This is a genomic window from Rhodothermus marinus (assembly GCF_009936275.1).
GTDB lineage: Bacteria > Bacteroidota > Rhodothermia > Rhodothermales > Rhodothermaceae > Rhodothermus > Rhodothermus marinus_A.
In genome coordinates this window covers 1,970,737-1,997,030 of record NZ_AP019797.1, presented here as the reverse complement: position 1 = coordinate 1,997,030, position 26,294 = coordinate 1,970,737, and the positions used below count along the sequence as shown (strand labels likewise).

Sequence of the window (26,294 nt, the reverse complement as noted above, 5' to 3'; positions counted from 1 at the left end):
CGATGGAATAGAAAGCGCTTCCGAAGAAACGGATCAGGCGTGGGCCTGTTTCGTGCGGTAGACGGTGCCGCGCACGAAGGCCACGCGGGTGCCGTCGGCGCGCGTGACCACCACGTCGTAGAGCGCCACGCGGTTGCCGGCCGACACCTCCTCGGCCGTGGCCGTGAGCACGTCACCGGCGCGAACGGGCGTGGCAAAAAAGATCGAGCTTTCCAGCGTCATGGTCACCAGGCCGCAGGTGTTCGAGGCGAAGGCCAGCGCACTGTCGGCCAGGGCGAAAGCGATCCCGCCATGCGCCACGGCAAAGCCGTTGAGCATTTCCGGACGCACGGTCATGCGCACGACGGCCCGGCCCGGCGCAACCTCCAGCACTTCGATGCCCAGCCACTGGCTGAAGGCATCGTGCGCCATCATCTGATCCACAATCTGGCGGGCGCGTTGCGTGGTGGTTTCGTCGTGAGTTTCGGCAGGCATACGGCGCTTACGTTTGGTTCGATTACGTCAGGAGGAGGCTTCTTCAAAAAAACGGGCCCCTCGTTCGATCATCTGGCGAAAGAGCGGGCTGGGGCGGTAGCGATCTTCCCGATAGGTATCGTAGAGTGCTTCCATCCAGCCCAGCACGGTCTCCAGGCCCAGTTCGTCGGCCCAGTGCAGCAGGCCCTTCGGATAGTTTACGCCCAGTTGCATGGCCCGGTCAATGTCGGCCGGCGAGGCCACGCGCCAGAAGACGGCATCGACGGCTTCGTTGATCAACATGGACAGAATGCGCCGGAAGATGCGCTCGCCGAGTGCCGGATCGGTGGTGGGCTCCGGGTTGGTGGCGCCTTCCCGGTAGTCGTAGAAGCCGAGACCGGTTTTGCGGCCCAGTCGTCCCGCCTCGACCATGCGCTGTTGCGTAAACGAGGGCCGGTAGCGCGGTTCGTAGAAGAAGGCTTTCCAGAGCGTTTCGGTCACCCGGAAGTTGATGTCGTTCCCGATCAGGTCCATCAGTTCGAAGGGCCCCATCCGGAAGCCGCCGATCGTGCGCATGGCCCAGTCGATGGTGGGCACGTCGGCGATCCCTTCCTCCAGGATGCGCAGCGCCTCGCCGTAGAACGGACGCGCCACCCGGTTGACAATGAAGCCCGGCGTGTCGCGGGCGACGACCGGCGATTTGCCCCAGGTCTCCATCAGGGCGCGGGCCTGCGCGACCACTTCGGCGGCGGTGGCCACCCCGGGCACCACTTCGACGAGTGGCATCAGCGGCGCCGGGTTGAAAAAGTGCAACCCGAGCACGCGCTCCGGACGCTCACAGGCGGCGGCAATGGCCGTCACCGAGAGCGACGAGGTGTTGGTGGCCAGGATGGCTTCGGGCGCCACCAGGCGCTCCAGTTGCGCAAAAAGGGTCTGTTTCGCCGCCAGCTCCTCGATAATGGCTTCGATGATCAGCCCGCAGGAGGCCAGCGGCTGCAGTTCGTCGCGTATGAACGAAATACGGCCCAGGATTTCGGCATCCCGCCCGGGGGGCAGTTTGCCTTTCTCCACGAGCCGTCCCAGAATGCGCGTCAGGTAGGCGCGGGCGTCTTCGAGTGCCCGGGGATTGCTGTCGTGAAGCAGGACCGGGTGGCCAACGGTGGCGGCCACCTGAGCAATGCCGCGTCCCATGGTGCCGGCACCGACGACGCCGATTGGCGTGGCGGTGGTGAGCGGTTGCGTCATGGCTTATCGTCCCTGAAAGACCGGAGTGCGCTTTTCCAGAAAGGCGGCCACGCCTTCCTGATAGTCGTGGGTGCGGCCGGCTTCGGCCTGCAGCTCGGCTTCCAGTTCGAGCTGGGCATCCAGATCATTCGTGAAGGTGCGGTTCAGCGCCCGTTTGATCATGCCCAGCGCCCGGGTGGGCATTGCAGCCAGGCGACGCGCCAGCGTCATCGCCTCGTCCATCAGGCGGTCGGCCGGACATACCCGGTAGATGAGTCCCATGGTGTGCGCCTCGGTGGCCGGAAGCTTTTCGGCCAGCATCATCAGGGCCGTGGCCCGGGCCAGCCCGACCAGACGGGGCAGCAGAAAGGTGCCGCCGCTGTCGGGAATCAGTCCGATGCGCGCAAACGCCTGAATAAAGGCGGCGTTTTCGGCGGCCACCACGAAGTCGCAGGCCAGCGCAATGTTGGCACCGGCCCCGGCGGCCGCGCCGTTGACGGCGGCCACAAACGGTTTCTCGGTGTGGCGGATGAGCCGGACGATCGGGTTGTACTGGGCGCGGACGATTTCGCCGAGGTCCGGCGCCGGCTCACCTTCGCGGGGCAGCACGGCCTGCAGGTCCTGTCCCGCGCAGAAGGCCCGGCCGGCGCCTGTCAGCACGACGGCGCGGACGGCCGGATCGTCGGCGGCCCGCCGGAGCGCATCGATCGTTTCATCGGCCATGGGCCGGTGGAAGCTGTTGAGCACATCCGGCCGGTTCAGCGTCAGCGTGGCAACGCCATCCGTGACTTCGTAGCGAATGAACTGGTAGTTCATGGCAGCATTCGGTTTGAAAGCGGTTCCGAAGCAAACTTATGAAAAGGCCACCCAGAACGGAAAGTCCCTCCGGGGTTCGTGCGTGTACGAATGCCGTTCGAAAATTGCCCGGCCTCTCGGATTGGCTTGAAGAAGGTCCCGGCGGTTTGGTATAATAGAAGCGCTTCCAGATGGAGATGCCTATGACCGATTCGTTTGCCACGCTGCTGGTCGAAGAGGACGACCGGGGCATCGTATGCTGCACCTTCAACCGCCCGGAGGTGCGTAATGCGCTCAACCTGGAGATGGTGCGGGAGGTGCGCCGGTTGCTCGAGCAACTGGCCGGCCGGGACGATGTGCGCGCGTTGATCTTCACCGGAGCCGGCGGACAGGCGTTCGTCAGCGGAGCCGACATTGCCGAACTCCGGGAGCGCGGACGGGCCGAAGCGCTGCAGCGCATCAACAACAGCCTGTTTCGGGAGATCGAGCAGTTTCCGGTACCGACCATTGCGGCCGTGCGGGGGTGGGCGCTGGGCGGCGGGTGCGAGCTGGCCATGGCCTGTGATCTGCGTGTGGCCGGCGAGAGCGCCCGCTTCGGTCAGCCCGAAGTCCGGCTGGGCATCATTCCGGGCGCCGGGGCCACCTACCGGCTGCCGCGTCTGGTGGGCATGGGCAAGGCGCGCGAGCTGATTTTTACCGGACGTATCCTCGATGCTTCGGAAGCACTCGCGATTGGCCTGGTCAACTACGTGGTGCCGGACGACGAGGTGCTGGCAAAAGCACGGGCGCTGGCCGCGGAGATCGCCGAGGCAAGTCCGCTGGCCGTGCGCTTCGCCAAGATGGCGCTGAACGCCACCGCCGAGATGAGCACCGACGCCGCGCTGACCCTGGAGACGCTCATGCAGGCCGTCCTCTTCGAGGATGAAGAGAAGTACCGGCGCATGACCGCCTTCCTGGAGCGTCGGCGTGCCCGTAAATCCTGAGATGTGATGCGAGGGAAAAACCGCACTGCGACCACCCGGCGCAAAACGCGCAGGAGTTCACCGGCCGCTGCGCCGGAGGCGACCTTCGACTGGCTGCGCGTGGCCCGTCTGGTGCTGACCTCACGCTATCTCGATGAACTGGAGGAGACGCGTCTGCTGCCCGAGCGCAGGGTGCGGTATCAGTTTTCGGCGAAGGGGCACGAGCTGGCGCAGGTCCTGCTCGGGCAGCTCCTGACGCACCCGAAGGACGGCGTCAGCACCTACTACCGCTCGCGGCCGCTGATGCTGGCGCTGGGCGTCTCGCCCGAAGAAGCGCTGGCCGCCTCGCTGGGCAAGGCGGGCGCCTACAGCGACGGCCGCGACGTGGGGGTGGTCTGCAACCTTCCCGGCCGCAATGGTCCCACCGTGTTGCCCATGGCGGGCGACGTGGGCTCGCAGTACACGCCGGGCGTCGGCTGGGCGCAGGCCATCTGCTACCGGCGCGACGTGCTTCAGGAGGACGCCTACCGGGGCGCGCTGGCCGTGGTGCACGGCGGCGAGGGCTCGGTGGCGACCAACGGCTTCTGGGCCGCGCTGAACATCGCCACGACGCTCCGACTTCCCGTGCTCTTCTACATCGAGGACAACGGCTACGCCATTTCGGTCCCGCGCGAACTGCAGACGCCGGGCGGCAACATCGCGAAAAATCTGGCGGCGTTCGAGAGCCTGCAGGTGCTTGACGGCGACGGCACGCAGCCGGAGGAGGCCGCCCGGCTGCTGCACGAAGCGGTGCGCCGTGTGCGGGGCGGCGACGGACCAGTGCTGTTGCGCCTGACAATGCCCCGGCTTTCGGGCCACTCCGGCCACGACAACCAGGCCTACAAGCCGCCGGAGGTGCTGGAGGCCGAACGGGCACATGATCCCCTCCCGGCACTCCGGGCGTTTCTGGTGCCTTCGCTGCTGTCGCCCGAGGCGTGGGCCGAGCTGGAGGTGGAGGTGGCCCGCGAGGTGGAGGCAGCCCTGGAGGCGGCGCTTGCTCGTCCGGACCCGGATCCGTCCCGGGTGACCCGCTACGTCTTCGCCGAGGTGGGACCCGACGGCACGCCGGAGCTTCAGCAGGCCGGCGGTATGGCCCCGGAAGGTGTGGTGCTTCCGCAGGGCACCGACCGACCCCGGCCGGAGCCGCCGCGCATCAACATGGTGGAGGCGATTCGTCGGACGCTGGCCCACGAGCTGCGCACCAATCCGCGCGTGGTGGTCTTCGGCGAAGACGTGGGCAAAAAAGGGGGCGTGCACACGGCCACGCTCGGACTGCAGGAGGAGTTCGGCGAAGCGCGCGTGTTCGACACCAGCCTGTCCGAGGAGGGCATTGTCGGACGGGCCGTCGGCATGGCGCTGGCCGGGTTGATGCCGGTGGCCGAGATTCAGTTTCGGAAATACGCCGATCCGGCCACCGAGCAGCTCAACAACTGCGGTACGATCCGCTGGCGCACGGCCAACCGCTTTGCCGCACCGATCGTGGTGCGCATGCCCGGCGGGCTTGCCCGCGTGGGCGATCCCTGGCACAGCGTTTCCGACGAAGTGCGCTGGGTACACGCAATCGGCTGGCAGGTGGCCTATCCGTCGAATGCCGAGGACGCCGTCGGGCTGCTCCGGGCCGCCATGCGGGCGCTCGATCCCACCATCTTCTTCGAGCACCGGCTGCTGCTGGACCATCCGGCCGCCCGGCGTCCCTATCCCGGCGACGACTTCGTGTTGCCGTTCGGACGTGCCCGGATCGTCCGTTCCGGCGAGGCGCTCACCGTGGTCACCTGGGGCGCCATGGTGCATCGCTGCGAAGAAGCGGCTCGGGAAACGGGCATCGACGCCGAGATCATCGACCTGCGCACGCTGCGGCCCTGGGACCGGGCGGCCGTGCTGCATTCGGTCCAGAAGACCAATCGGTGCCTGATCGTGCACGAAGACACGCTCACGGCCGGCTTCGGCGCGGAGATTGCCGCCGTGCTGGCCCGCGACGCCTTCACCTACCTGGATGCGCCCGTCGAGCGGGTGGCCGTCCCGGACATTCCGATTCCCTACAACCCCCAGCTGCTCGATGCCACCGTGCCGGGGGTGTCGCAGATTGCCGAGGCCATGCAGGCGCTGGTCACTTTTTGAGCCGTAAACAAACGAATGACCATCATGGTGCGTGACGAAAGTTTTCTTGTGCTGGGCGGAGCCGGGCTGGTCGGCTCCCAGATCGTGCGCGAGGTGAGCCGTCAGCTTCATCCCCGCAAGGTGGTGGTGGCCAGTCTCTTTCGCGAGGAGGTCGAGGAACTGCTCTCGGAAGTGCGGCAGGAGTTTCCGGAAGTGGAATTTGTGGGCGAGTGGGGCAACGTGTTCGTGCGGGAAGAATTCCGGGAGCTGTCGCGTGAGCAGTTGCTCGGCAATCCGGCCTATCGCGAGGTGCTCTACGAGGACCTGTTCGGCGACATCGACGCCGCCTACGAACGCTCGGTGCTCGTGCGGATGATCCGCACGCATCGGCCCGACGTGATCGTGGACTGCATCAACACGGCTACCGCGCTCAGCTACCAGGAAGTCGAACCGTTGAGCCTCAAGACGCATGAGGCTTTGCAGCAGCTACAGCAGACGCCCGACGATCCGTCGGTTCGTGAGACGTTGACCACCGACGTCGAGACGCTGCTCATTTCGCAGGCGGCGCTTCAGCTCATCCGGCACATCCGCCTTCTGCATCGGGCCATGTGCGAGGTGGGCACGCGCGTCTACGTGAAGATCGGCACGACGGGCACCGGTGGCATGGGGCTGAACATCCCCTACACGCACAGCGAGGACCGGCCCAGCGTGCCGCTCATGATGAAGACGGCCATGGCCTTTGCGCATACGGGCCTGCTATTCCTGATGGCGCGCACGCCCGGCGGGCCGCTGGTCAAGGAGGTGAAGCCGGCCGCCATGATCGGCTACCGGCGCGTGGCGCTGCAGCCGGTGCGTCGGCGCGGGCGTCCGCAGTTCGTCTACGAGGGCCGCCGGGAGCCGCTGCAGGATCGCCTGGTGCTGCGAGAAGACGAGTGCCGTTACCGCAAGCAGGGCGAGCTGGTGATGGCCGGGGTCGATACCGGCGAGAACGGCTTCTTCGCCCGCGGTGAGTTCGAAACGATCACGCACATCGGGCAGATGGAATTCCTCACGCCCGAGGAGATCGCCGAACAGGTGGTGCTGGAGATCAAGGGGAGCAACACCGGGCACGACATCATCGCGGGCATCGACAGCAACGTGATGGTGCCGAGCTATCGGGCCGGCGTGTTGCGACATACGGCACTCCGGCGGTTGCGCCAGCTCGAACGGGAATCCAACGGCCACAGCGTGGCGCTCGGACAGCTCGGACCACCCGAACTCTCCAAGCTGCTCTACGAAGCGCACCTGCTCCGGCTCAACTTTAAGACGCTGAAGGCCGTCTGTCAGACGCCCGCCGAAGAAGTGGCCGACACGCTCTATCGCTACCTGGAGACGGACGCGACGCTTCGCAATCAGATCATCTCGATCGGCGTGCCCATTCTGGCACCGGACGGCCAGCAACTCATCCGGGGACCGTTCATCAACATTCCCGAAAGCATTTACGACGAGGTGCCGGTCACGCCGAAAGACATCGACCGATGGGCGCGCAAGGGCTGGGTGGACCTCCGGCCGGTGAACATGCGTCGCTGGCAGGAACGCTTCGAGCGCATGATGGCCGCCAAGCCGTACCTGCACACGCAGGGCACCGCCTCGATTACCCGCACCACTTACCTGCACGACACGATCGAGATCGGTGAGGTCGTGGCCTGGATCTTCGCGAACGAAGAAGGCGGGTATCGGATTAAGTAAATTGCTTTCGGTTTGCTTTCGGTGCCAGTTAGAAACTTTTCGCATGGCAACTGCTAAGAAAAATCCTGCTTTAAGTGAGAGGCATCAAAGAGGGATAAATGGTTCGACTCACCATTACGCTCTCGGACGCAGTGTTTGCACAGTTGGAGGAAAAGGCCCGGCGCTACCAGCTTACGCCTGAGACCTTGCTGCAGAAAAGTCTCGAAGACTGGCTGGCTCTTCCTGACGAATCCTTCGAGAGGGCGATGGCACGTGTACTGGAGAAGAACGCCGAATTGTATCGGCGGTTGGCCCAGCGCTGAAATTTATGCGCTATCTGACGCTTCCTGAGGTTCTTGAGCTGTATCATCAGATCATGGCGCAGTCGGGAGGGAAAGAGGGGATTCGCGATTTAAATGCCCTGGAGTCGGCACTGGCCCAACCTCGCCTGACTTTTGAGGGACAAGAGCTTTACCCATCGCTTGCTGGAAAAGCCGCGGCCCTTGGTTACGCGCTTATTCGGAATCATCCTTTTCTGGATGGAAACAAGCGTATCGGGCATGCGGCCATGGAAGTATTTCTGGTGCTCAATGGCTTTGAAATTCGTGCTGATATTGATGAGCAAGAGGATGTTGTGATGAAAGTGGCTTCCGGGGAGTTGAGCCGAGAGGCGCTGGCTACATGGCTTCAGGAGCACCTCGTACCGATTTCTCGCTAAGTCGTTACAGCTTTGAAGGCAAAAACGATCAGATCGCCTTGAAGTATTCGAAGGACTGGCGGCAGGCTTCGCAGAAGAAGAGGGCTTTGCAGGCGGTCGATCCGAAGGCGCTGGTCTGGCGCGTCTGCTCGGAGCCGCAGAAAGGGCAGGGGACGGCGGGGCCACGCGCTACGGAGAAGGGGAGCGGGATCAGATCGGGCGCTTCGTCCGCACGAGGCGGTGGCGGAGCGATACCGTAGGCCCGAAGCTTTTCGCGGGCCTCGTCGGTCATCCAGTCTGTGGTCCAGGGCTCCCGAAACACCTTGTGCACGACCACCTGCTGAAATCCCCGACCCCGAAGCGTCTGTACGATGGCCGCTTCGATGGTGCGCATGGCCGGGCAGCCGGTGTAGGTCGGGGTGATGTCGACGTGCACCGTCTCGCCTTCAAGGCGCACGTCGCGCACGATGCCCATCTCCACGATGTTCAGGACCGGAATCTCCGGATCCCGGACTTCGGTCAGCGCTTCGAGGATTTCAGCAGGGGTCATGGTCGACAGGTTGGTTGGATGACTACCACTGAGCGCCCGGGTAGGCCCGCTGCAGGAACTGCATCTCGGCCAGCAGGTGGCCCAGATGCTCCGTATGATGGCCGCGTCGCCCGCCTGTCGCCATGTAGGGCGGATCCTCCGGAACGGTCAGGGTAGCTTCGCGGAGGACGGCTTCGACCTGCTCCCGCCACTTCAGTTGCAGGGCGGCCATATCAGGCGCAACGCGGGCTTCGATGAGCGTGCGGAGCGTGTTGTCCACCTCGAACAGCTCGCCCGTGTACATCCACAGCTCGTCAAGAGCCGTCTGCGCGCGCCGATGGCTTTCCTCGGTGCCGTCGCCCAGGCAGCGCATCCATTCGCTGCTGTGGCGCAGGTGGTAGCGCATTTCTTTGAGCGCTTTGGCCGCGATGCCGGCCAGTGGTTCGAAGGCGCTCTGCTGCAGCGCTTCGTAGAGCAGACAGGCATAGGCGGCAAACAGAAACTGGCGCGTGATCGTGAAGGCAAAGTCGCCCCGGGGCAGCTCGACCATCTGCACGTTGCGGAAGTCGTACGCATCCCGGAGAAAGGCCAGATCGTCGGCCGTGCGGCCTTTGCCTTCGACCTCGCCGGCCAGCGTCAGCAGCGCCTCGGCATGACCCAGACAGTCGAGCGCCAGGTTGGCCAGCGCAATGTCTTCTTCGAGGTACGGGCCGTGGCCGCACCACTCCGAGAGTCGATGGCCCAGAATCAGCGCATCGTCGCCCAGGCACAACAGGTATTCGAACAGCGCCGGGCGCAGCGCCGCATCGAGCGTTTCGAGATTCATAAACAGGAATCAGATGTTTTTTACACCGTGGGGTACCTTGTAAAAGAGCGGGTGGCGATAGGGCTTGTTATCGGCCGGATCGAAGAACGGTCCTTCATCTCCGGGTCTGGTAGCGTAGATCGCGTCGGTGGGAACCACCCAGATGCTGACGACCGGACCCCGGCGGGCATATACGTCGCGGGCGTGCTGGAGGGCCATCTCGGCGTGGGTAGCCCGCACGCTTCCCGCATGCTCATGGGGGGCTCCCGTGCGCGGCTGCACGAACACCTCCCACAGCCGCATGCAGTTTTCCATTTCAGCCATGGCTTACTTCGGCAGCGGTTGAGGCAGCTTGCTGTTGACGTTTGCGGGCATAGGCCTGCACGGCCTCGCGAACCCAGGCGCCCTCTTCGTGGGCTTTGCGGCGGGCCTGCAGGCGTTCGCGGTTGCAGGGACCGTGGCCGCGGATCACCCGCCAGAACTCGTCCCAGTCGATCGGCCCGATCAGCCAGTTGCCCGTCTTTTCGTCGTAGCGCAACTCCGGATCGGGAAGCGTCATGCCCAGCGCCAGCACCTGCGGCACGGTGATGTTGATGAAGTGCTGGCGCAGCTCGTCGTTCGTCTTGCGCTTGACCTGCCAGCGCAGCAGTTCGGCGCTGTTGGGCGACTGGTCATCCGGTGGACCGAACATCATCAGCGTGGGCCACCACCAGCGGTTGATGGCGTCTTGGAGCATCCGGCGCTGTTCGGGCGTGCCCCGCGCCAGCGTCACGCAGATCTCGTAGCCCTGCCGCTTGTGGAAGGCTTCCTCCTTGCAGATGCGGATCATGGCGCGGGCGTAGGGGCCGTAGGAGCTCTTGGCCAGCATGGTCTGGTTGACGATCGCCGCGCCGTCGACGAACCACCCGATGACGCCCACGTCGGCCCAGGTGAGCGTGGGGTAGTTGAATATGTTCGAGTACTTGGCGCGGCCTTCGAGCAGGTCGCGAATGAGCTGGTAGCGATCGACCCCCAGCGTTTCGGTGGCGCTGTAGAGGTAGAGGCCGTGTCCGGCCTCGTCCTGCACTTTGGCCAGCAGGGCCATCTTGCGGCGCAGCGTGGGTGCCCGCGTGATCCAGTTGCCTTCGGGCAACATGCCCACGATTTCCGAATGGGCGTGCTGCGACATCATGCGGATGAGCTGGCGCCGATAGCGCTCCGGCATCCAGTCTTTCGGTTCGATCTTTTCGCCCGCGTCGATACGCGCCTGAAATTCGGCTTCCAGGAGAGCTTCGTCTTTCATGGTGAAAACACTGGTTGGAAACGCTTCCGATTCAAACTAAAAAAACGATTGCCTGCGTTTCAAGCAATCCTCAAAAACAACCGACCGGCTGGTATCAGTGTTCCTGGAAGGCGTCGTTGCATGAGGAGGTCTGGTGTTGGTACCTTTAGCAAAATAAAGGATGCCGAACCGAACCGGCTGAAGATCCTATGGCTTCCAGGGAAGCGGAGAAACAGGTGGGGCAGACGCCGCTCATGCGGCAGTACTACAAGATCAAGTCCCGCTATCCGAACGCCATCCTGTTGTTTCGGATGGGGGACTTCTATGAGACCTTCGATGAAGACGCGCACATCGTCAGCCGGGTGCTGGGCATCACGCTGACGAAGCGGTCCAACGGCCAGGCGGCCGACGTGCCGCTGGCGGGCTTTCCGCACCACGCACTGGACAACTACCTGCCGAAGCTGGTGCGGGCCGGCTACCGGGTGGCCATCTGCGAGCAACTCGAAGATCCCAAATTCGCCCGCAAGGTCGTCAAGCGCGACGTCGTCGAGGTCGTCACGCCGGGCGTCTCGTTCCACGAACACCTGCTCGATCCCAAGCGGGCCAACTACCTGGCCGCCGTGGTCTGGGGCACCGAACGGGGCGAGCGCGACCGCATCGGCTTTGCCTTTCTGGACGCCTCGACGGGCGAGTTTTCGGTCACGGAGGCGCCGGCCCATCGCCTGGAAGATCTGCTGCAGACGATTCAGCCGGCCGAGGTGCTCGTCGATAAACGCCAGCGTGACCGGCTGCAGGGCGTGCGGGGCCTTTCGTTTGTCGTCACACCCCAGGAGGACTGGGTCTTCAACTTCGACTACGCCTACGAAGTGCTGCTCCGGCACTTCAAGACGCATTCGCTCAAGGGCTTTGGCGTCGATGACCTGCGGCTGGGGCTCCGGGCGGCCGGGGCGGCACTGCACTACCTGGGCGAGACGCAGAAAGGTCGGCTGCCCCACGTGCGTCGGTTGACGCGCTACGTCACCGACGAATACATGGTGCTCGATCCGCAGACGAAGCGCAACCTGGAGCTGGTCGCCTCGCTGCAGGACGGCACGCAGGAAGGCTCGCTCGTGCAGATCCTCGACGAGACGCTCACGCCGATGGGCGGCCGACTGCTCCGGCGCTGGCTGCTGCGGCCGCTCAAGAACGTACGCCAGATCGAAAAGCGCCTGGAGGCCGTCGAGGCGCTTGTGCGCGATCGCCGGCTCCGTGAGCGCCTGCGCGAGGAACTGCGCCAGGTGGGCGACCTGGAGCGACTGGCCGCCCGCGTCTGCACCGGACGCGCCACGCCGCGCGATCTGATGCACCTGCGACTGACGCTCGAACAGATCCCGCCCATCAAGCAGGCACTGGCCGACGTGTCCTGCGACACGCTGCGCCGACTGGCCGAACAGCTCACGCTCTGCACGCAGGTGGTCGAGCGCATCCGCCAGGCGCTCGTCGACGATCCGCCAGCCTCGCTGAGCGACGGCGGCGTGATTCGCGACGGCTTCAGCGCCGAGCTGGATGAACTGCGCGAGATCGCCCGCTCCGGTAAGGACTTCATCGCTCGCCTGCAGCAGAAAGAGATCGAGCGCACGGGCATCCCGTCGCTCAAGGTGGGCTTCAACAAGGTGTTCGGCTATTACATCGAAGTCACCAACGCCCACCGCAACAAAATCCCGCCGCATTACATCCGCAAGCAGACGCTGGTCAATGCCGAGCGCTACATCACGCCGGAGCTGAAAGAGTACGAGGAAAAAATTCTCTCGGCCGAGGAGAAGATCGCCAGCCTGGAGGCCGAGTTGTTCAACCGGTTGCGTCTGGAGGTGGCCGAGGCGACGGCCGAGCTGCAGCTCAACGCGTCGCTGCTGGCCATGCTCGATGTGTTCTGCAGCCTGGCCGAAGTGGCCGATCGTTACGGCTACACGCGACCGGAACTGCACGAGGGCACCGAGCTGCTCATCGAAGAAGGCCGCCATCCGGTGGTCGAGCGTACGCTACCGCCCGGCGAGCCGTTCATCCCGAACGACATCTACCTCGACACGCACGCGCAGCAGATCCTGATCATCACGGGACCGAACATGGCCGGCAAGAGCGTGGTGCTGCGCCAGACCGGCCTGATCGTACTGCTGGCGCAGATCGGTTCGTTCGTGCCGGCCCGCCGCGCCCGCATCGGGATCGTCGATCGCATCTTCACGCGTGTGGGCGCTTCGGACAACCTGGCCGCCGGCGAGAGTACGTTTCTCGTCGAAATGAACGAGACGGCCAACATTCTCAACAATGCCACGCCGCGCTCGCTGATCCTGCTCGACGAGGTGGGGCGGGGTACTTCGACGTTCGACGGGCTGTCGATCGCCTGGGCGCTTGTCGAGTACCTGCACGAGACGCCCTCGGTGGCCGCGCGCACGCTGTTCGCCACGCACTACCACGAACTGAACGAACTGGCCGAACGCTTCCCGCGCGTGAAGAACTTCCGCGTGCAGGTCGAGGAGCACGACGGCCGGGTGATCTTTCTGCACAAACTGGTGCCGGGCGGGGCCGACCATTCCTACGGCATCGAGGTGGCCCGCATGGCCGGATTGCCCGAGCCGGTCATTGCGCGCGCCCGTGAGATCCTGCGCCATCTGGAGGCGCAGCACCTTGTGGTCGAAGCACCGGCCGGCGACGGCGAGCCCGTGCGTCCCGTGCGGGCACGACGGGCCGAACGCATTCCCGCCGACACGTCGGCCTTCCAGCTTTCGCTCTTTGCGCAACCCGAGCCCGATCCGGTTGCCGAGGAGCTCAAAGAGCGGCTGCGCCGGATCGATCCCAACCGCATGACGCCCATCGAGGCCCTGCTCCTGCTCGACGAACTCAAGCGGCTTGTGGAACGCCATGATTCGTGATTTTCTGGGCGCCTACCCCCGATTCGACGCCACCAACTTCATCGCGCCGAACGCCGTGGTCATTGGCGACGTGACGCTGGAGCCCTACGCCAGCATCTGGTACGGCGCCGTCGTCCGGGCCGACGTGAACTGGATCCGGATCGGCGAGGCCTCGAACATCCAGGACGGCGCGATCATCCACGTAACGCGCGGGACGGCCCCTACGCTGATCGGGCCGCGCGTGACGGTGGGGCACGGCGCCGTGCTGCACGGCTGTACCGTGGAGGAAAATGTACTGATTGGAATCGGCGCCGTGGTGCTCGACGGCGCCGTCATCGGACGCGATACGATCATTGGAGCGCGGGCGCTCGTGCCGCCCGGCATGAAGGTGCCGCCGCGCTCGCTGGTGCTGGGCGTGCCGGGACGTGTGGTGCGCACGCTCACCGACGAGGAGGTGGCCGGCATCGCCCGCTACGCGCAGAACTACCTGGAATACAGCGCCATCTATCGTGGCGAGGTGCAGCCCGAGCGCAACCCGTTCTACGATCCATCGGAAACCCCCGACGGCCACTCGGGTTAGCGCCGGGCCCTGCCAGACCATCAACCCGCGAAAAAAGAAGCCATGCGAATTTTAGTGCTCGGAAGTGGCGGACGGGAGCATGCGATCACCTGGGCGCTGGCGCAGAGCCCGCAGCGTCCGGATCTGTTCATTGCGCCGGGCAACCCCGGCACGGCTGCGCTGGGCCGAAACGTCCCGATTGCGGCCAACGACGCGGCGAACCTGCGCAAGCTGGTGCGTGACGAAGGCATCGAGCTGGTCGTGGTCGGACCGGAGCAGCCGCTGGTCGAAGGGGTGGCCGACGCGCTCCGTGCCGAAGGCGCGCGCGTGGTGGGACCGTCGGCGGCCGCCGCTCGCCTGGAAGGAAGCAAGGCGTTCGCCAAAGCCTTCATGCAGCGCCACGGCATCCCGACGGCCGCCTACCGGACGTTCGCAGCCGAGCAACTGGACGAGGCGCTGGCCTACATCGACCGGCACCCGGAGCCGCTGGTCGTCAAGGCCAGCGGACTGGCGGCCGGCAAGGGCGCCGTCGTGTGCGCCACGCGGGAGGAGGCCCGCCGAACGTTGCGCTGGATGATGGAAGAAGGAGGCCTGGGTAAGGCCGGCCATGAGGTCGTAATTGAGGAGTTCATGGAGGGCGAAGAGGCCAGCGTCTTTGCGCTGACCGACGGCCGCGATTACGTGCTGCTGGCTCCGGCGCAGGACCACAAACGCATCGGGGAGGGCGACACGGGCCCCAATACGGGCGGTATGGGCGCCTACGCGCCGGCCCCGGTGGTGACCGAGGCCGTGCTGGAGCGAGTGGCCCGCGAGATCGTCGAGCCCGTGCTGGCCGGCATGGCCGATGAAGGGCATCCCTACCAGGGCGTGCTCTACTGCGGCCTGATGATCACCGACGAAGGGCCGAAGGTGGTCGAGTTCAACTGTCGCCTGGGCGATCCGGAGGCGCAGGTGGTGCTGCCGGTGGCTGAGGTGGACTGGGTGGAGGTATTCGATCGCGTGGCGTCCGGTCAGGTGGCTGGCTTTTCGGTGCCGCCCGCCCGTCGTGCGGCCGCCTGTGTGGTGCTGGCCTCCGAGGGCTACCCGGGCAGCTACCGGAAGGGGCTGCCGATCGAAGGGCTGGAGGCGGCCGAGGCCCTGCCGGACGTGATCGTCTTCCAGGCCGGCACGCGGCGTGCGGACGACGGACGGCTGGTGACGGCCGGCGGTCGCGTGCTGGGCGTGACAGCCGTGGCCGAATCGCTGGCGGCGGCCATTCGCCGCGCCTACGAGGGCGTCGAGGTCATTCAGTTCGAGGGGAAATACTTCCGTCGTGACATCGGGCAGAAAGGGCTGGCGCGACTGGCGACGGCCGGCTCGGTGTAGCCGGTGGATCTGCTGGCTGCTCGGGGCTTCGCTGGCCGCCGCGCAGACGCCCGACACGCTGCACCTGGAGCCGCGGGCGGCCTTCGTCGAAGGCCGGGCGCTGGACGTCGATCCCACCGGACGTCTCTACGTGGCCGACGCGGCCCGGCATGTGGTGGTCCGGCTGACGCCCGAGGGGCACGTCGAAGAGGAACTGGGCGGTCCGGGCGGCGCGCCGGGACGCTTCGACACGCCGGTAGCCGTCGATGCCCGGGCCGGTCTGTCGTTCTGGGTGGCCGAGGCCGGAAACCGACGCCTGCAACGGCTCACCCGGCAGGGCATGTCCCTGGAAATTGCCGCCCTTCCGGACGGCGTCAGCCCGATTGCCGTGCGCTGGCTCGGCCGGTGGCTTTTCGTGCTGGATGTGGCAGGGGGACGGCTCTGGCGACGTGGACCGGACGGAAACTGGCAGGTGGTCGGCGGCACCGGCATCGACGAACCGCTGCAGGCTCCGGTGGCGCTGGCGGTCGGCCCCGGCGATCGGCTGCTGGTCGCCGATGCGGCGCGACGCGTGGTGCTTGCCTACGACCGGCGGGGCACCTTCGAGCGGATCTGGACGCCCACGCTACCCGGCACACCCCGCGCGCTGGCCGCACAGGGCGATACGCTCTGGATGGTGCTCGATCGCAAGCTCGTGCGCTATCTGCCCGACGGACGCCTGGAAACCGTGGGCCAGCTTTCGTTCGACGTGGTGGGACTGGTATGGGAGGGCCGGCGCGGGTGGCTGCTGTCGCGGCAACGACTCTACCGCGCTCAGTTGTCGGCGCCCGGACGCAGGTAGGCCGTGGTGCTCAGGATCTCGGCCACGATCTTGTACTTGCGACGCGGCGTCAGTAGGTTGGCCTTGCGCAGCGCCCGCATGCGATCCTTCAGGCTGCGAACGTGCGCCTGGAGAAACCGGAGGTTTTCCTGAATGTGCTGCTCGGCCGCCTTCAGGGCCTGTTCACCAACATCGATCCTCATCGCGGAAAATACGGCTTTGAAGGTTCAGGGAGGTAGCCTTTCCGAAGGACAACAGGATGTGCCGACAACATGCATGCCGACCGGCACGGCTTTCAGAGTTGCTTGAAGGATCCCTTTGTAAATTACGATATTCCGCGTAAGCAGCCGCCTGAACCGACCGCCGCGTACATGGGCGCAGGGTTACGAGAAGGGTAAACCACCATTCCTGAACGAACCGGAAGTCGCCGTGCGCCGTTGGCCAGGGCTGGTCGGCTGGGTGTTGCTGCTGGGAACGATCGCACCGGCTCGCGGGCAAACTTTTCCGGGGACGGTCGCCTGGCAGGATACGCTGCAGGTGGGCACCACGCGGGTCTTCGTGCTCCGGCCCTTCATGCTGCTGCGCACGGTGCAGGTCTGGCTCGACGATCAGCCGCTCGACAGCACCGCCTATCGACTGGATGCCGCGCAGGGGGTGCTCGTGCTGGCCGACAGCCTGCAGGGCGATCGCCTTGTGGTAGCCTATCGCACGCTTCCGCTGGATGTGCCGCCCGTCTACCAGCTGTACCGGGCCCGGTCGCTGCCTCCCACCGCCGCGATCCCGGCCGATCCACCCCGCCGGAACACTTCGGCAAGCGATCCGCCGTTCGCTTCCGGACTGCAGCCGCGCGGGCGCATCACGCGCGGCATTGTGACGGGCAACCGCCAGGACGTATCCATCGCGTCGGCGCTGCAGCTTGAACTCAGCGGCGAGGTGGCCGAAGGCGTGACGCTGGAGGCGCTGCTCAGCGACGCCGACGTGCCGCTCAGTCCCGAAGGGACTACGCAACGCCTGCGGGAATTCGATCGGATCTACGTGCGCCTGCAGACCCGAAGCGGCCACGTGCAACTGGGCGACTACGACCTGAAGCTGGGCGAAGAGACGCTTTTCGGCGTGCAACGCAAGCTGCAGGGGGCGCTGCTGGCGGCGCAACTGCCGGGCGCGGGGCCGGTCCGGCGCCTGACGATCCAGGCTTCGGGCGCCGTCTCGAAGGGCATCTACCGGCGACAGACGATCGTGCCTGTCGAGGGCGTGCAGGGACCCTACCGGCTTACGGGCGCGGCCGGCGAACCGTTCGTGCTGGTGCTGCCGGGCAGCGAACGCGTCTACCTGGACGGTCGGTTGCTCGACCGCGGCACCGACTACGTGATCGATTACGCGACGGGTGAGCTGACCTTCACGCCGCGCCATCTGATCACGGCCGAGCGTCGCATTAGCGTGGAGTTCGAGTACACGACGGGCAACGGTACGCGTTCGCTGCTCGCCTCGCAGGCGCATCTGGAGCTGGGGCGTAGCCGTCCGGTGGCGTTTCTGGAAGTGGCCGCGCTCCGGGAAGCCGACGGACGGCGCTTCGGCGAGACGTTCGGCCTGACACGCGCCGACTCGCTGGCGCTCCGGCAAGCCGGCGACGGGCTGGCCGTTCGCTCCGGCGCCGAACAGGTACCCTTCGACCCGGAAGCGCCGTACGTGCTCTACACGCGCGAAGTGCGGATGCTGCCCGACGGCACGACCGACACGGTCTACGTGGCGCTGACGAGCGCGCCGCCGCCCGGCACGCCGGTCTACCGCGTCACGTTCAGCCGGGTGGGACCGGGACGCGGGCGCTACGTGCGGGCCGGGCAGACCGTCAACGGCATCGTGTATGTCTATCGGGGCCCCGGACAGGGCGACTACGAGCCCGTACGCCTGCTGCCCACGCCGGTGCGGCACGACCTGGTCGGACTGCGGGCTGGCATACACCCGCGACCGGGCTGGACGCTCGGCGGCGAATGGGCCCGCTCCCGCTACGACGCCAACCGCCTTTCGCCGCTGGACGCCGCCGACGACCTGGCCGGCGCCTATCGACTGTTCCTCCGGATCGATTCGCTCACGCTGCCGGTCGGACGCCTTGCCGCCTCGCTCCGGCGTCAGCACCTCGATGCCCACTTCGCGGCGTTTGACCGCCTGCAACCCGTCGAGTTCGCTCGTCGCTGGAACCTGAACGTGCGCGATCTGGCCGAAAACAGCGGCGCCTTCGTGCAGCCCGTGGCGGAGACGGCCGACGAAGCCGACCTGACGTGGCGGGCTGGCCGGTCCGGGGCAATCGACCTGGAACTGGGGCGCCTGCGGCGACCCGGGCAATTCCAGGGCGAGCGGCAGGCGCTCGGCCTGACGCTGGGCCGCGAAACCTCCGCGCAGCTTCGCTACGATGGCGAGCTGATTCGCAGTCGCCACGAAACGACTGGAGAGCGCGGCCGGTGGCTCCGTCAGGAAGGTCGCCTGACCGTGCCGCTTGGTGCGGGACTGACGCCCTACGTCGCGGCGCTGCACGAAGACCGCCGGCAGCAGGCGCTGCATGCCGACAGCCTGCACGCCGATTCGCCGGCCTATCTGGAAGTGCGGCCGGGTCTTGTCTGGCAACGTTCGGCACTGCAGGCCGACGTGTCGCTGGCCTGGCGGCGGGAGGCCGACGTGTGGCAGGGGCGGCGCCTGCCTTCCGGGCGTATCTGGACGCTCCAGGGGCGGCTGCAGTACACGCCCGGTCCGCATTTCGGCACGACGACCGAACTGGGCTACCGGCGGCGCCGCACGCCGCCACGCTTTGCCGCCCGATACCCCCTCGATCAGACACTGGCCCTGCACTGGGACGGCTTTTTCCGCAGTCCGGGACGACTGCTGGGCCTGAACTGGCGCTACGGCGTGCAGAGCGAGCGGGCCCCGGTGCTGCAGGAGGTGTATGTGCGCACCGGTCCCGAATTCGGGCAGTACGTCTGGGAGGATTTCAACGGCGACGGCCTGCCGCAGGTGGACGAATTCGTGCCCGAGACGTTGCCGGACGAAGGCGTCTACGAGCGGGTGCTGGTACCTTCCGACTCGCTTACGGCGGCGACCTCTGTCGAAGCGCGGCTGCAACTGGAGCTGACGCCGGGCCATCGCTGGGAGGCGCTCCGGCCGCTTTCGCTGCGCACGACCGTCACGCTGCGCGACCGCACGCAGGATCCTGCGCTCGGCCGTCTGCTGGGGCTCGATCCGGCCCACCTGCTCACCACCGCCACGCTGGACGGTCAGCTGCGCGTGACGCAGGACCTCTACCTGTGGCGGGGACATCCGGACCACAGCCTGACGCTCTCGCTGGTCGGCGTGCGCACGCTGGCCCGACGGGCCACCGGACGCGAGACGCGACGCATGCAGCAGGGGCATCTGGCCGTCCGTTACCGGGTGGCCGATCCCTGGGTGCTGGACCTGCAGGCCGAGGTGCAGCGCGACCACCAGACGAGCGAAGGGTTGAGCGGCCGCACCTACCGGCTTCGCCGGTACCGGACGCGCCTGGGCCTGGAGCGGGCGATCGGTTCTGGACGGGCGGGCGGGGCGGTGGAGGTGGCGCATGGCCGAACCGTGCCGCAGCCGTTGCGGCTATGGACGATTCGCCTGCCACTCGAAGCCGAGCTGGCACGTCCGGGCCGCGAGCGGATGCGCCTGCGCTTCGAGCCGGCGCACGTCTGGCAGCAGGGGACCGGCGGCGGCCTGGCCGCCTATCTGCTTACCGAAGGACTGTCGCCCGGATGGAACGCCACCTGGGGCGTCGAGCTGGAGCGGACGCTCTCGGGCAACCTGGAGCTGACGCTGGGCTACCACGGCCGCCTGCGCACGGCCGCGCCTTTTCGCCACACGCTGCGCGCGGAGCTGAGCGCCGTGTTCTGAACGTGCGATTCAGATTCGTCCGGAGCGCAGAATCACCCAGATCAGGTAGGCGGCCAGCAGGGCGGTCAGCAGAAAGCCCAGCCCGAAAAGGGGGCCGATCAGGGGCTCGATGCCGGGCAGGCGAAACGCCGTCATCAGCACGGCCAGGCCCACGATAAAGGCGGCCGTGATCATACCCAGCACCAGTCGGTTGGTCAGTCGCTCCAGTCGTGCGATGAGCGGCTCGAAGCCTTCGGGTCGCATGCCCAGCTGCAGGCTGCCCTGCTCCAGCGCGTGCAGCAGGCGTCGGAGCTGGCGAGGAAGCTCCAATCCGAATTCGGCCGCCTCAAGGCCTGTCCAGCTCAACCGCCGAATCCACCGCAGCGGCAGGTAGCGGTGAAGCAGCAGGCGACGAACGTAGCCGGGCAATAGCGTGGCCACCTGAAAGTCGGGGGCCAGCCGGGCCGCCAGCCCTTCGGCCATCATGACGGTTTTTGCCAGCAGCACCAGGTTGGTGGGCAGGTGCAGGTGGTGGCGGCGGACGATGGCCAGCGCTTCCTTCAGCAGCGGCTCCAGGCGCAGTTCACGCAGCGGGCGGTCGTAGTAGGACAGCACGAAATGGCGCAGGTCCTCGCGCAGGGCCAGGCGATCCACGTAGCGCCGCGCCACGCCCAGTTCCAGAAAGGCGTCCACCAGCCGATCCGGATCCTGCTGCGCGAGCGCTAGCAGCAGTTGCGCCAGTCGGTCCTGCGTGGGAGCATCCACGACACCGACCATCCCGAAGTCGATCAATCCGATGGTGCCGTCAGACTCGACGAAAAAGTTGCCGGGGTGCGGATCGGCATGAAAGAAGCCGTCCTCAAAGACCATCTGCATCAGGATGCGCGCCACGCGTTCGGCCAGTTCGGTGCGGTCGAAGCCAGCGGCGTCGAGAGCGGTCAGGTTGTCGATCTTGATGCCCCGGATGCGCTCCAGCGTGAGCACGCGCGAGGTGGTGTACTCCCAGAACACGCGAGGGATATGGACGGCCGGGTTGCCGGCGAAGTTATGGGCGAAGCGCTCGGCGTTGCGGCCTTCGCGCAGGTAGTCCAGTTCGGCCCGGAGCGTCAGCGCGAATTCCTGCACGATGCCCACGATGTCGTAGGTTTCGGCCAGCTCCCAGTGGCGGCTGGCGGTGTGAGCCAGGGTCAGCAGCAGCTCCAGGTCCTGCTCGACCTGTTCGACGACCCCAGGGCGTCGCACTTTGACGACCACCTCGGTGCCGTCGGGCAGGGTGGCCGCGTGGGCCTGGCCGATCGAGGCGGCGGCCAGTGGTTCGGGCTCGAAGCGGGCGAACAGCTCGGAGACCGGGCGTCCCAGTTCGGCCTCGATGACGGCCTGGATTTGCGCGCCCGGGACGGGGGCGGCGGCATCCTGCAGACGGGCCAGTTCGCGCTGGTAGGAAGGGGGAAGCAGGTCGGCACGGGTGGCCAGAAACTGGCCGAGCTTGATCCAGGCGGCGCCCAGCTCTTCGAGCGCCATGCGCAGGTGCTCGGGCGCGGCATAGGGTTCGGGGCGGCGCGGATGGCCCAGCAGACCCCGGTGCAGCGGTACAAACCGCTCCAGACCGAAGATGCTGACCAGGTAGCCCAGGCCGTGGCGGAGCAGCACTTCGGCGATCTGACGGGCCCGCCGCGCCCGTGTGGCAGTAGGGGGCATGGTTTCAGACACTCAGGTTCGCCCCGCATACTACAATGCCTCCCCGCGCAATTGCAAGCCAGACGAAGCGAAGCGCGTCCGTGGTTATACGATGTTGAGAAAACGTGCATTGATGGCAACGATGACGGTACTCAGGCTCATAAGGGCGGCGCCAGCAGCCGGACTTAATAGCAGGCCCAGTTTGTAGAGTACACCGGCGGCCAGCGGGATGGCGACGATGTTGTAGCCGGCCGCCCACCAGAGATTCTGCACCATCTTGCGATAGGTAGCACGGCTCAGGCGCAGGATCGACACCACGTCGCGCGGGTCGTTGCGCACAAGCACGATGTCGGCCGTCTCGATGGCCACGTCGGTGCCGGCGCCAATGGCAATGCCGACATCGGCCTGCGTCAGCGCCGGGGCGTCGTTGATACCGTCGCCTACCATGGCCACCCGCAGGCCGCGCTGCTGCACTTCTTTCACTTTGGCGGCTTTCTGGTCGGGCAATACCTCGGCGAAATAGTCGTCCAGGCCGATTTCGCGAGCGACCCAGGCGGCCACGCGGCGGTTGTCGCCGGTGAGCATCATCACCTGCAGGCCCATTGCTTTGAGCTGGCGCACGGCTTCCTTCGATTCGGGACGGATCACGTCGGCCAGGGCAATCGCGCCGACTACCCGGCCGTCGCGCACGACAAACACCACCGTTTTGCCCTGTTCGGCCAGTCGGTCTACGCGATCGTCCTGCACCTCCAGTCCGTGCTCGCGCAGGTAGCCCGGACTGACCACGCGGACCTCCTCGCCATTGACGCGGGCCCGGGCTCCTTTGCCCGGGATGGCTTCGAAATCCTCGGCGGCCGGGGGATGCGCCACCGCCTCGACGATGCCCCGGGCAATCGGGTGCTCGGAATGCTGCTCGACGGCCGCTGCCAGTTTTAGCAGTTCTTCTTCAGAGAGCCCGTCCTGAAAAACCAGCGTGTCGGTCACACCGAAGCGTCCTTCGGTGAGCGTGCCCGTCTTGTCGAAGATCACCGCCTGCAGATTGCGCGCGTTTTCAAAGGCCGTGCGGTCACGGATCAGCAGCCCGTGCTGTGCGGACAGGGCGGTCGAGACGGCCACCACCAGCGGCACAGCCAATCCCAGAGCGTGCGGGCAGGCGATCACCATGACGGTCACCATGCGCTCCAGCGCAAAGTCGAACGGCTGGCCCATGACCAGCGTCCAGACCGCCAGCGTCAGCGCGCCGCCTCCCAGTGCCACGACGGTAAGCCAGCGGGCGGTCCGGTTGGCCAGGTCCTGCGTTCGGGACTTTGTCTCCTGCGCCTGCCGGACCAGCTCGATGACTTGCGACAGGTAGCTTTCGGCGCCGGTTTTCTGCACCTCCACGACGAGCGACCCTTCGCCGTTGATGGCGCCGCCGATCACCGTGTCGCCAACCTTTTTCTCGACCGGTGCCGATTCGCCGGTGAGCAGCGCCTCGTTGACCGTGGTATGGCCTTCGACGATCACACCGTCGGCCGGAATTTTTTCGCCGGGGCGGACCAGCACGCGGTCGCCTGGCTGAAGCTGATCAAGCGGCACATCCTGGATTGAGCCGTCCGGCATCACTCTGTGGGCCTCGGTCGGCATCAGGCGGGCCAGCTCTTCCAGCGCCCGCGATGCCCCCAGTACCGAACGCATCTCGATCCAGTGCCCCAGCAGCATCACATCGATCAGCGTGGCCAGCTCCCAGAAAAAGATTTTTCCGGCCAGCCCGAAAACCACTGCGCTCGAGTAGAGATAGGCCACGCTGATGGCGATGGCGATCAGGGTCATCATGCCGGGATTGCGCTGGCGCAGCTCCTCGGCAATGCCTTTCAGGAACGGCCAGCCTCCGTAGAAGAACACGGCGGACGACAGCGCCCAGAGTACCCACAGATCCCCCGGAAAACGCAGTGCTTCGCCCAGCCCCAGAAAAGCCTGGATCATGGGCGAAAGCGCCAGAATCGGCACCGTCAGCGCCAGGGAAATCCAGAAGCGCCGCCGGAAATCCTCCACCATGTGCGCATGATGCGCGTGGTGATCGTGTTTGTGCGTGGAATGCTCGTGCTGGTTATGATGAGCGTCGTGATGAGTCATGGCCCTTTTCGTTCATGCGACAGGTTGGACGGTTATGGATTGAAGCAGTAGCACGCCCGGTCCCTGCAGATGCACTCCGGCCGGTCCGGGGCGGGCGGCCGGGCCGTGTCCGTGGGTTACAAGGCGGCCGTTCACGTAGCCCCGGAGGTGCGTGCCGTGGGCAACGATCCGCACGTCGAGCCAGCCGCTCGTTGCAAGCGGCGTCTCGTCGAAGATCCGCACCCGGCCATCTTCGAGCCGTCCCTGGCGCACCCGGTCCCGGGAAAGCTCCAGAAAGTCATAGTTCCGGGGATCCTGGACGTGGTAGACCAGACGAACGCTTCCCGCCAGGCTGTCGAGCCGCAGGCGGGCGCGCAGCTCCGTACCGGAAAGCGTGCCGGGGCCGACCAGCAGCACCGGCGTCTCGGAAAGCGTCAACCGGAGACCTTCCGGGCCCGACGCCCATGTGATGGCCGAAAGCGTGCCATCCAGCACCGTGAACGTGTCGGTCAGGGTCGGTTCGGCTCCGGGACCGGGCGTCCAGCGCCAGCCCCCTTCGGTCAGGCGTTCGAACTGTGCGGCCGCCTGCTGACGTTGCAGCACCTGTGCCAGCGAGTCGTGTTCGGCTGAAGCGTACGCACCGGCGCCACGCCCAGCCCGTGTGCATAGACCAGCTCGGCGCCGTGCTCGCCGGTTTCGTACAGCAGCCACAGGCCTCCGGCACCCAGCAAAAGCAGCAGCCCCTGCAGCCAGGCGGCACGGGCCAGCGGACGGCGCCACCAGGCCAGCGCCAGTCGAATCAGGGCAAAGATGCCGAAGAACCAGACGGTACGTTCGGCCCAGTCGGCGTGTGCGGTGACGGCCGGAATGACCGCCGTGGGCAGGTCCAGGCTGTCGGCCGCTGCCCGTCCGGTCAGAAACGCCACCAGCGCCGAAAGCGCCCCCAGTGCGTAAAGCACGGCCGTTATCCGGACCAGGGCCACCGGCCGGCGCAGCAGCCAGGTGACCAGGTCGAATCCGACGGCCAGAAAAAGCAGCGCGATGGGGAAATGCACCACCAGCGGGTGCAGGTTCGGTGCCCAGTCGGGAAGCATGGGAAGTTCAGGTTGGTTTACAGTCTGTCTGTAATCAACAGGACGGTCGCCCCGAAAATCCTGTACGCAGCCTTAAAATTCGTTAAGCTCTCGCAAAGGTGCGGGCAGGGCGAAACCCGCTTTCCGGCGGGGTCGTTTCGAGCACATCGAAACCGCTTCCAATCAATCCGAACGCACCATGCAGGACGTCTATATCGTTACCGCCGTACGCACGCCCATCGGCAAATTCGGCGGCGCGCTGAAGGACTACAGTCCGGTCGATCTGGCCGCGCATGCGATGAAGGCCGCCCTGGAGCGGGCCGGGGTGGAAGGGAAAGATCTGGACGGCTATATCTTTGGCAACGTGCTGCGTGGGGGGCATGGTCAGCTTATTCCGCGTCAGGCCGCACTGAAGGCCGGTATCCCCAAAGAGGTGGACGGGCTGGCCGTCGACATGGTCTGCTCTTCGGGCATGATCAGCGTGATGACGGCGGCCACCATGATTCGTGCTGGCGAGGCCGATCTGCTGCTGGCCGGTGGCGTCGAGTCGATGTCGCAGGCCGGGTTTTACCTGTCGGCGCGGGCGCGCTGGGGCTACAAATTCCTGCTGGGGGCGCCGGAGCAGCTTGTCGATCTATTGCTCTATGACGGCCTGACCGATCCCATGAGTGGCGAGGCGATGGGTGAGCAGACCGAACGCCTGGCCGCCGAACATGGTATCACGCGCGAAGAACTCGACGAAATCGCGCTGATGTCGCATCGTCGGGCAGCCGAGGCCACCGAGCGCTGCTACTTTGCCGACGAGATCGTACCGATCACCTACCGGGAGCGGCGTGAGACGAAAACGCTGGATCGAGACGAAGGCATCCGACCCGATACGACGCGCGAGGCGCTGGCCGCCCTGAAGCCTGCTTTCAGGAAAGACGGGGTGCTGACGGCCGGCAACAGCAGCCAGATCAGCGATGGGGCGGCCGCGCTCCTGCTGGCCAGCCGGGCGGCCGTCGAGCGTTACGGGCTCCGGCCCATCGCCCGACTTCTGGGCGGTGCCTGGGCGGCCGGCGAGCCGTGGCGGTTTCCGGAGGCGCCGGTGCCGGCCGTGCGTCGGCTACTGGATCGGCTGGACCGCCGCATCGAAGACTTCGACCTGTTCGAGAACAACGAGGCCTTTGCCATCAACAGCATCCTGTTTCACCGCATGCTGGGCGTGCCCTACGAGAAGCTGAACGTGCACGGTGGCGCCATTGCGCTGGGGCATCCGATCGGCTGCTCGGGCGCGCGGATCATCGTAACGCTCGTGCACGCGCTGCGTCGGCACAACGGCACACTGGGTTTGGCCGCCATCTGTCACGGTACGGGCGGCGGTACGGCCGTCGCGGTGGAACGCCTCGCGTAAA

At 66.2% G+C, this 26,294-nt stretch carries 23 protein-coding genes; 11 read left to right on the top strand and 12 right to left on the bottom strand.

Annotated elements, in window-relative coordinates:
* Positions 1-33: 33 nt before the first annotated feature.
* Genes GYH26_RS08620 through paaG form a run of 3 tightly spaced genes read right to left on the bottom strand, consistent with a single transcriptional unit; the run spans position 34 to position 2,493 of the window.
* Positions 34-474 carry a PaaI family thioesterase gene (locus GYH26_RS08620; RefSeq protein WP_161541299.1) on the bottom strand — a complete coding sequence of 147 codons (441 nt, stop codon included), beginning with the start codon at positions 472-474 and terminating at the stop codon, positions 34-36.
* Positions 475-501: 27 nt separating this feature from the next.
* Positions 502-1,698, bottom strand: coding sequence for a 3-hydroxyacyl-CoA dehydrogenase NAD-binding domain-containing protein (locus GYH26_RS08615; RefSeq protein WP_161541298.1), 1,197 nt, complete (start codon positions 1,696-1,698; stop codon positions 502-504).
* 3 nt (positions 1,699-1,701) lie between these two features.
* Positions 1,702-2,493 carry a 2-(1,2-epoxy-1,2-dihydrophenyl)acetyl-CoA isomerase PaaG gene (gene paaG / locus GYH26_RS08610; protein WP_161541297.1) on the bottom strand — a complete coding sequence of 264 codons (792 nt, stop codon included), beginning with the start codon at positions 2,491-2,493 and terminating at the stop codon, positions 1,702-1,704.
* 182 nt (positions 2,494-2,675) lie between these two features.
* Here paaG and GYH26_RS08605 point away from each other — a divergent pair, with 182 nt between their 5' ends.
* The 5 genes from GYH26_RS08605 to GYH26_RS08585 all read left to right on the top strand — a co-directional run bounded on the left by GYH26_RS08605 (position 2,676) and on the right by GYH26_RS08585 (position 7,995).
* Positions 2,676-3,455 (top strand): enoyl-CoA hydratase/isomerase family protein, encoded by a 780-nt coding sequence (locus GYH26_RS08605; protein WP_242006339.1) that lies wholly within the window; start codon positions 2,676-2,678, stop codon positions 3,453-3,455.
* A gap of 6 nt (positions 3,456-3,461) precedes the next feature.
* Positions 3,462-5,591, top strand: coding sequence for an alpha-ketoacid dehydrogenase subunit alpha/beta (locus GYH26_RS08600; protein ID WP_174238461.1), 2,130 nt, complete (start codon positions 3,462-3,464; stop codon positions 5,589-5,591).
* 24 nt (positions 5,592-5,615) lie between these two features.
* Positions 5,616-7,298, top strand: a complete 1,683-nt coding sequence (locus tag GYH26_RS08595; protein ID WP_161541296.1) for a hypothetical protein — start codon at positions 5,616-5,618, stop codon at positions 7,296-7,298.
* A gap of 98 nt (positions 7,299-7,396) precedes the next feature.
* Positions 7,397-7,600: a DNA-binding protein gene (locus tag GYH26_RS08590; RefSeq protein WP_014066851.1), complete on the top strand. Its 204-nt coding sequence runs from the start codon at positions 7,397-7,399 to the stop codon at positions 7,598-7,600.
* A gap of 5 nt (positions 7,601-7,605) precedes the next feature.
* Positions 7,606-7,995 (top strand): type II toxin-antitoxin system death-on-curing family toxin, encoded by a 390-nt coding sequence (locus GYH26_RS08585; protein WP_014066852.1) that lies wholly within the window; start codon positions 7,606-7,608, stop codon positions 7,993-7,995.
* 28 nt (positions 7,996-8,023) lie between these two features.
* Here GYH26_RS08585 and paaD read toward each other — a convergent pair whose 3' ends face one another.
* From paaD to paaA, 4 genes are read right to left on the bottom strand one after another with little or no spacing between them, the layout of a single operon-like run.
* The gene (gene paaD, locus GYH26_RS08580) at positions 8,024-8,524 is read right to left on the bottom strand and encodes a 1,2-phenylacetyl-CoA epoxidase subunit PaaD (protein ID WP_161541295.1); all 501 of its coding nucleotides are present in this window, start codon (positions 8,522-8,524) and stop codon (positions 8,024-8,026) included.
* A gap of 22 nt (positions 8,525-8,546) precedes the next feature.
* Positions 8,547-9,329, bottom strand: a complete 783-nt coding sequence (gene paaC, locus GYH26_RS08575; protein WP_161541294.1) for a 1,2-phenylacetyl-CoA epoxidase subunit PaaC — start codon at positions 9,327-9,329, stop codon at positions 8,547-8,549.
* A gap of 9 nt (positions 9,330-9,338) precedes the next feature.
* Positions 9,339-9,632 (bottom strand): 1,2-phenylacetyl-CoA epoxidase subunit PaaB, encoded by a 294-nt coding sequence (gene paaB, locus GYH26_RS08570; protein ID WP_161541293.1) that lies wholly within the window; start codon positions 9,630-9,632, stop codon positions 9,339-9,341.
* Positions 9,625-10,590 carry a 1,2-phenylacetyl-CoA epoxidase subunit PaaA gene (paaA, locus tag GYH26_RS08565; protein ID WP_014066856.1) on the bottom strand — a complete coding sequence of 322 codons (966 nt, stop codon included), beginning with the start codon at positions 10,588-10,590 and terminating at the stop codon, positions 9,625-9,627. The genes paaB and paaA overlap by 8 nt, the downstream gene beginning before the upstream one ends.
* A gap of 188 nt (positions 10,591-10,778) precedes the next feature.
* Here paaA and mutS point away from each other — a divergent pair, with 188 nt between their 5' ends.
* From mutS to GYH26_RS08545, 4 genes are read left to right on the top strand one after another with little or no spacing between them, the layout of a single operon-like run.
* Entirely contained in the window at positions 10,779-13,475 is a 2,697-nt protein-coding gene (gene mutS, locus GYH26_RS08560; protein WP_161541292.1) for a DNA mismatch repair protein MutS, read from the top strand.
* Positions 13,465-14,034 (top strand): gamma carbonic anhydrase family protein, encoded by a 570-nt coding sequence (locus GYH26_RS08555; RefSeq protein ID WP_012844039.1) that lies wholly within the window; start codon positions 13,465-13,467, stop codon positions 14,032-14,034. Before mutS ends, GYH26_RS08555 begins: the two co-directional genes overlap by 11 nt.
* A 42-nt stretch (positions 14,035-14,076) precedes the next feature.
* The gene (gene purD / locus GYH26_RS08550; RefSeq protein WP_014066858.1) at positions 14,077-15,378 is read left to right on the top strand and encodes a phosphoribosylamine--glycine ligase; all 1,302 of its coding nucleotides are present in this window, start codon (positions 14,077-14,079) and stop codon (positions 15,376-15,378) included.
* Positions 15,326-16,198, top strand: a complete 873-nt coding sequence (locus tag GYH26_RS08545; RefSeq protein WP_161541291.1) for a hypothetical protein — start codon at positions 15,326-15,328, stop codon at positions 16,196-16,198. Before purD ends, GYH26_RS08545 begins: the two co-directional genes overlap by 53 nt.
* On the opposite strand, the gene GYH26_RS08540 is transcribed toward GYH26_RS08545, so the two are convergent.
* Positions 16,171-16,380 carry a hypothetical protein gene (locus GYH26_RS08540; protein ID WP_012844036.1) on the bottom strand — a complete coding sequence of 70 codons (210 nt, stop codon included), beginning with the start codon at positions 16,378-16,380 and terminating at the stop codon, positions 16,171-16,173. The two genes, GYH26_RS08545 and GYH26_RS08540, sit on opposite strands and share 28 nt — an antisense overlap.
* Before the next feature lie 226 nt (positions 16,381-16,606).
* Between GYH26_RS08540 and GYH26_RS08535 the strand changes: the two genes are divergently transcribed.
* A complete protein-coding gene (locus GYH26_RS08535) occupies positions 16,607-20,077 on the top strand; it encodes a hypothetical protein (RefSeq protein WP_161541290.1) in 3,471 nt (1,156 codons plus the stop codon).
* Positions 20,078-20,086: 9 nt separating this feature from the next.
* Here the strand turns inward: GYH26_RS08535 and GYH26_RS08530 are convergent, their stop codons facing one another.
* From GYH26_RS08530 to GYH26_RS15230, 4 genes are all read right to left on the bottom strand, one after another.
* Positions 20,087-21,754: an ABC1 kinase family protein gene (locus tag GYH26_RS08530; RefSeq protein WP_161541289.1), complete on the bottom strand. Its 1,668-nt coding sequence runs from the start codon at positions 21,752-21,754 to the stop codon at positions 20,087-20,089.
* A gap of 84 nt (positions 21,755-21,838) precedes the next feature.
* Positions 21,839-23,848: a heavy metal translocating P-type ATPase gene (locus tag GYH26_RS08525; RefSeq protein ID WP_161541288.1), complete on the bottom strand. Its 2,010-nt coding sequence runs from the start codon at positions 23,846-23,848 to the stop codon at positions 21,839-21,841.
* 12 nt (positions 23,849-23,860) lie between these two features.
* Positions 23,861-24,430 carry a DUF1080 domain-containing protein gene (locus GYH26_RS15235; RefSeq protein WP_242006338.1) on the bottom strand — a complete coding sequence of 190 codons (570 nt, stop codon included), beginning with the start codon at positions 24,428-24,430 and terminating at the stop codon, positions 23,861-23,863.
* Positions 24,388-24,921, bottom strand: coding sequence for a DUF2231 domain-containing protein (locus GYH26_RS15230; RefSeq protein ID WP_242006336.1), 534 nt, complete (start codon positions 24,919-24,921; stop codon positions 24,388-24,390). Before GYH26_RS15230 ends, GYH26_RS15235 begins: the two co-directional genes overlap by 43 nt.
* A gap of 178 nt (positions 24,922-25,099) precedes the next feature.
* Between GYH26_RS15230 and GYH26_RS08515 the strand changes: the two genes are divergently transcribed.
* The gene (locus GYH26_RS08515) at positions 25,100-26,293 is read left to right on the top strand and encodes a thiolase family protein (protein WP_161541287.1); all 1,194 of its coding nucleotides are present in this window, start codon (positions 25,100-25,102) and stop codon (positions 26,291-26,293) included.
* Position 26,294 lies beyond the last annotated feature (1 nt).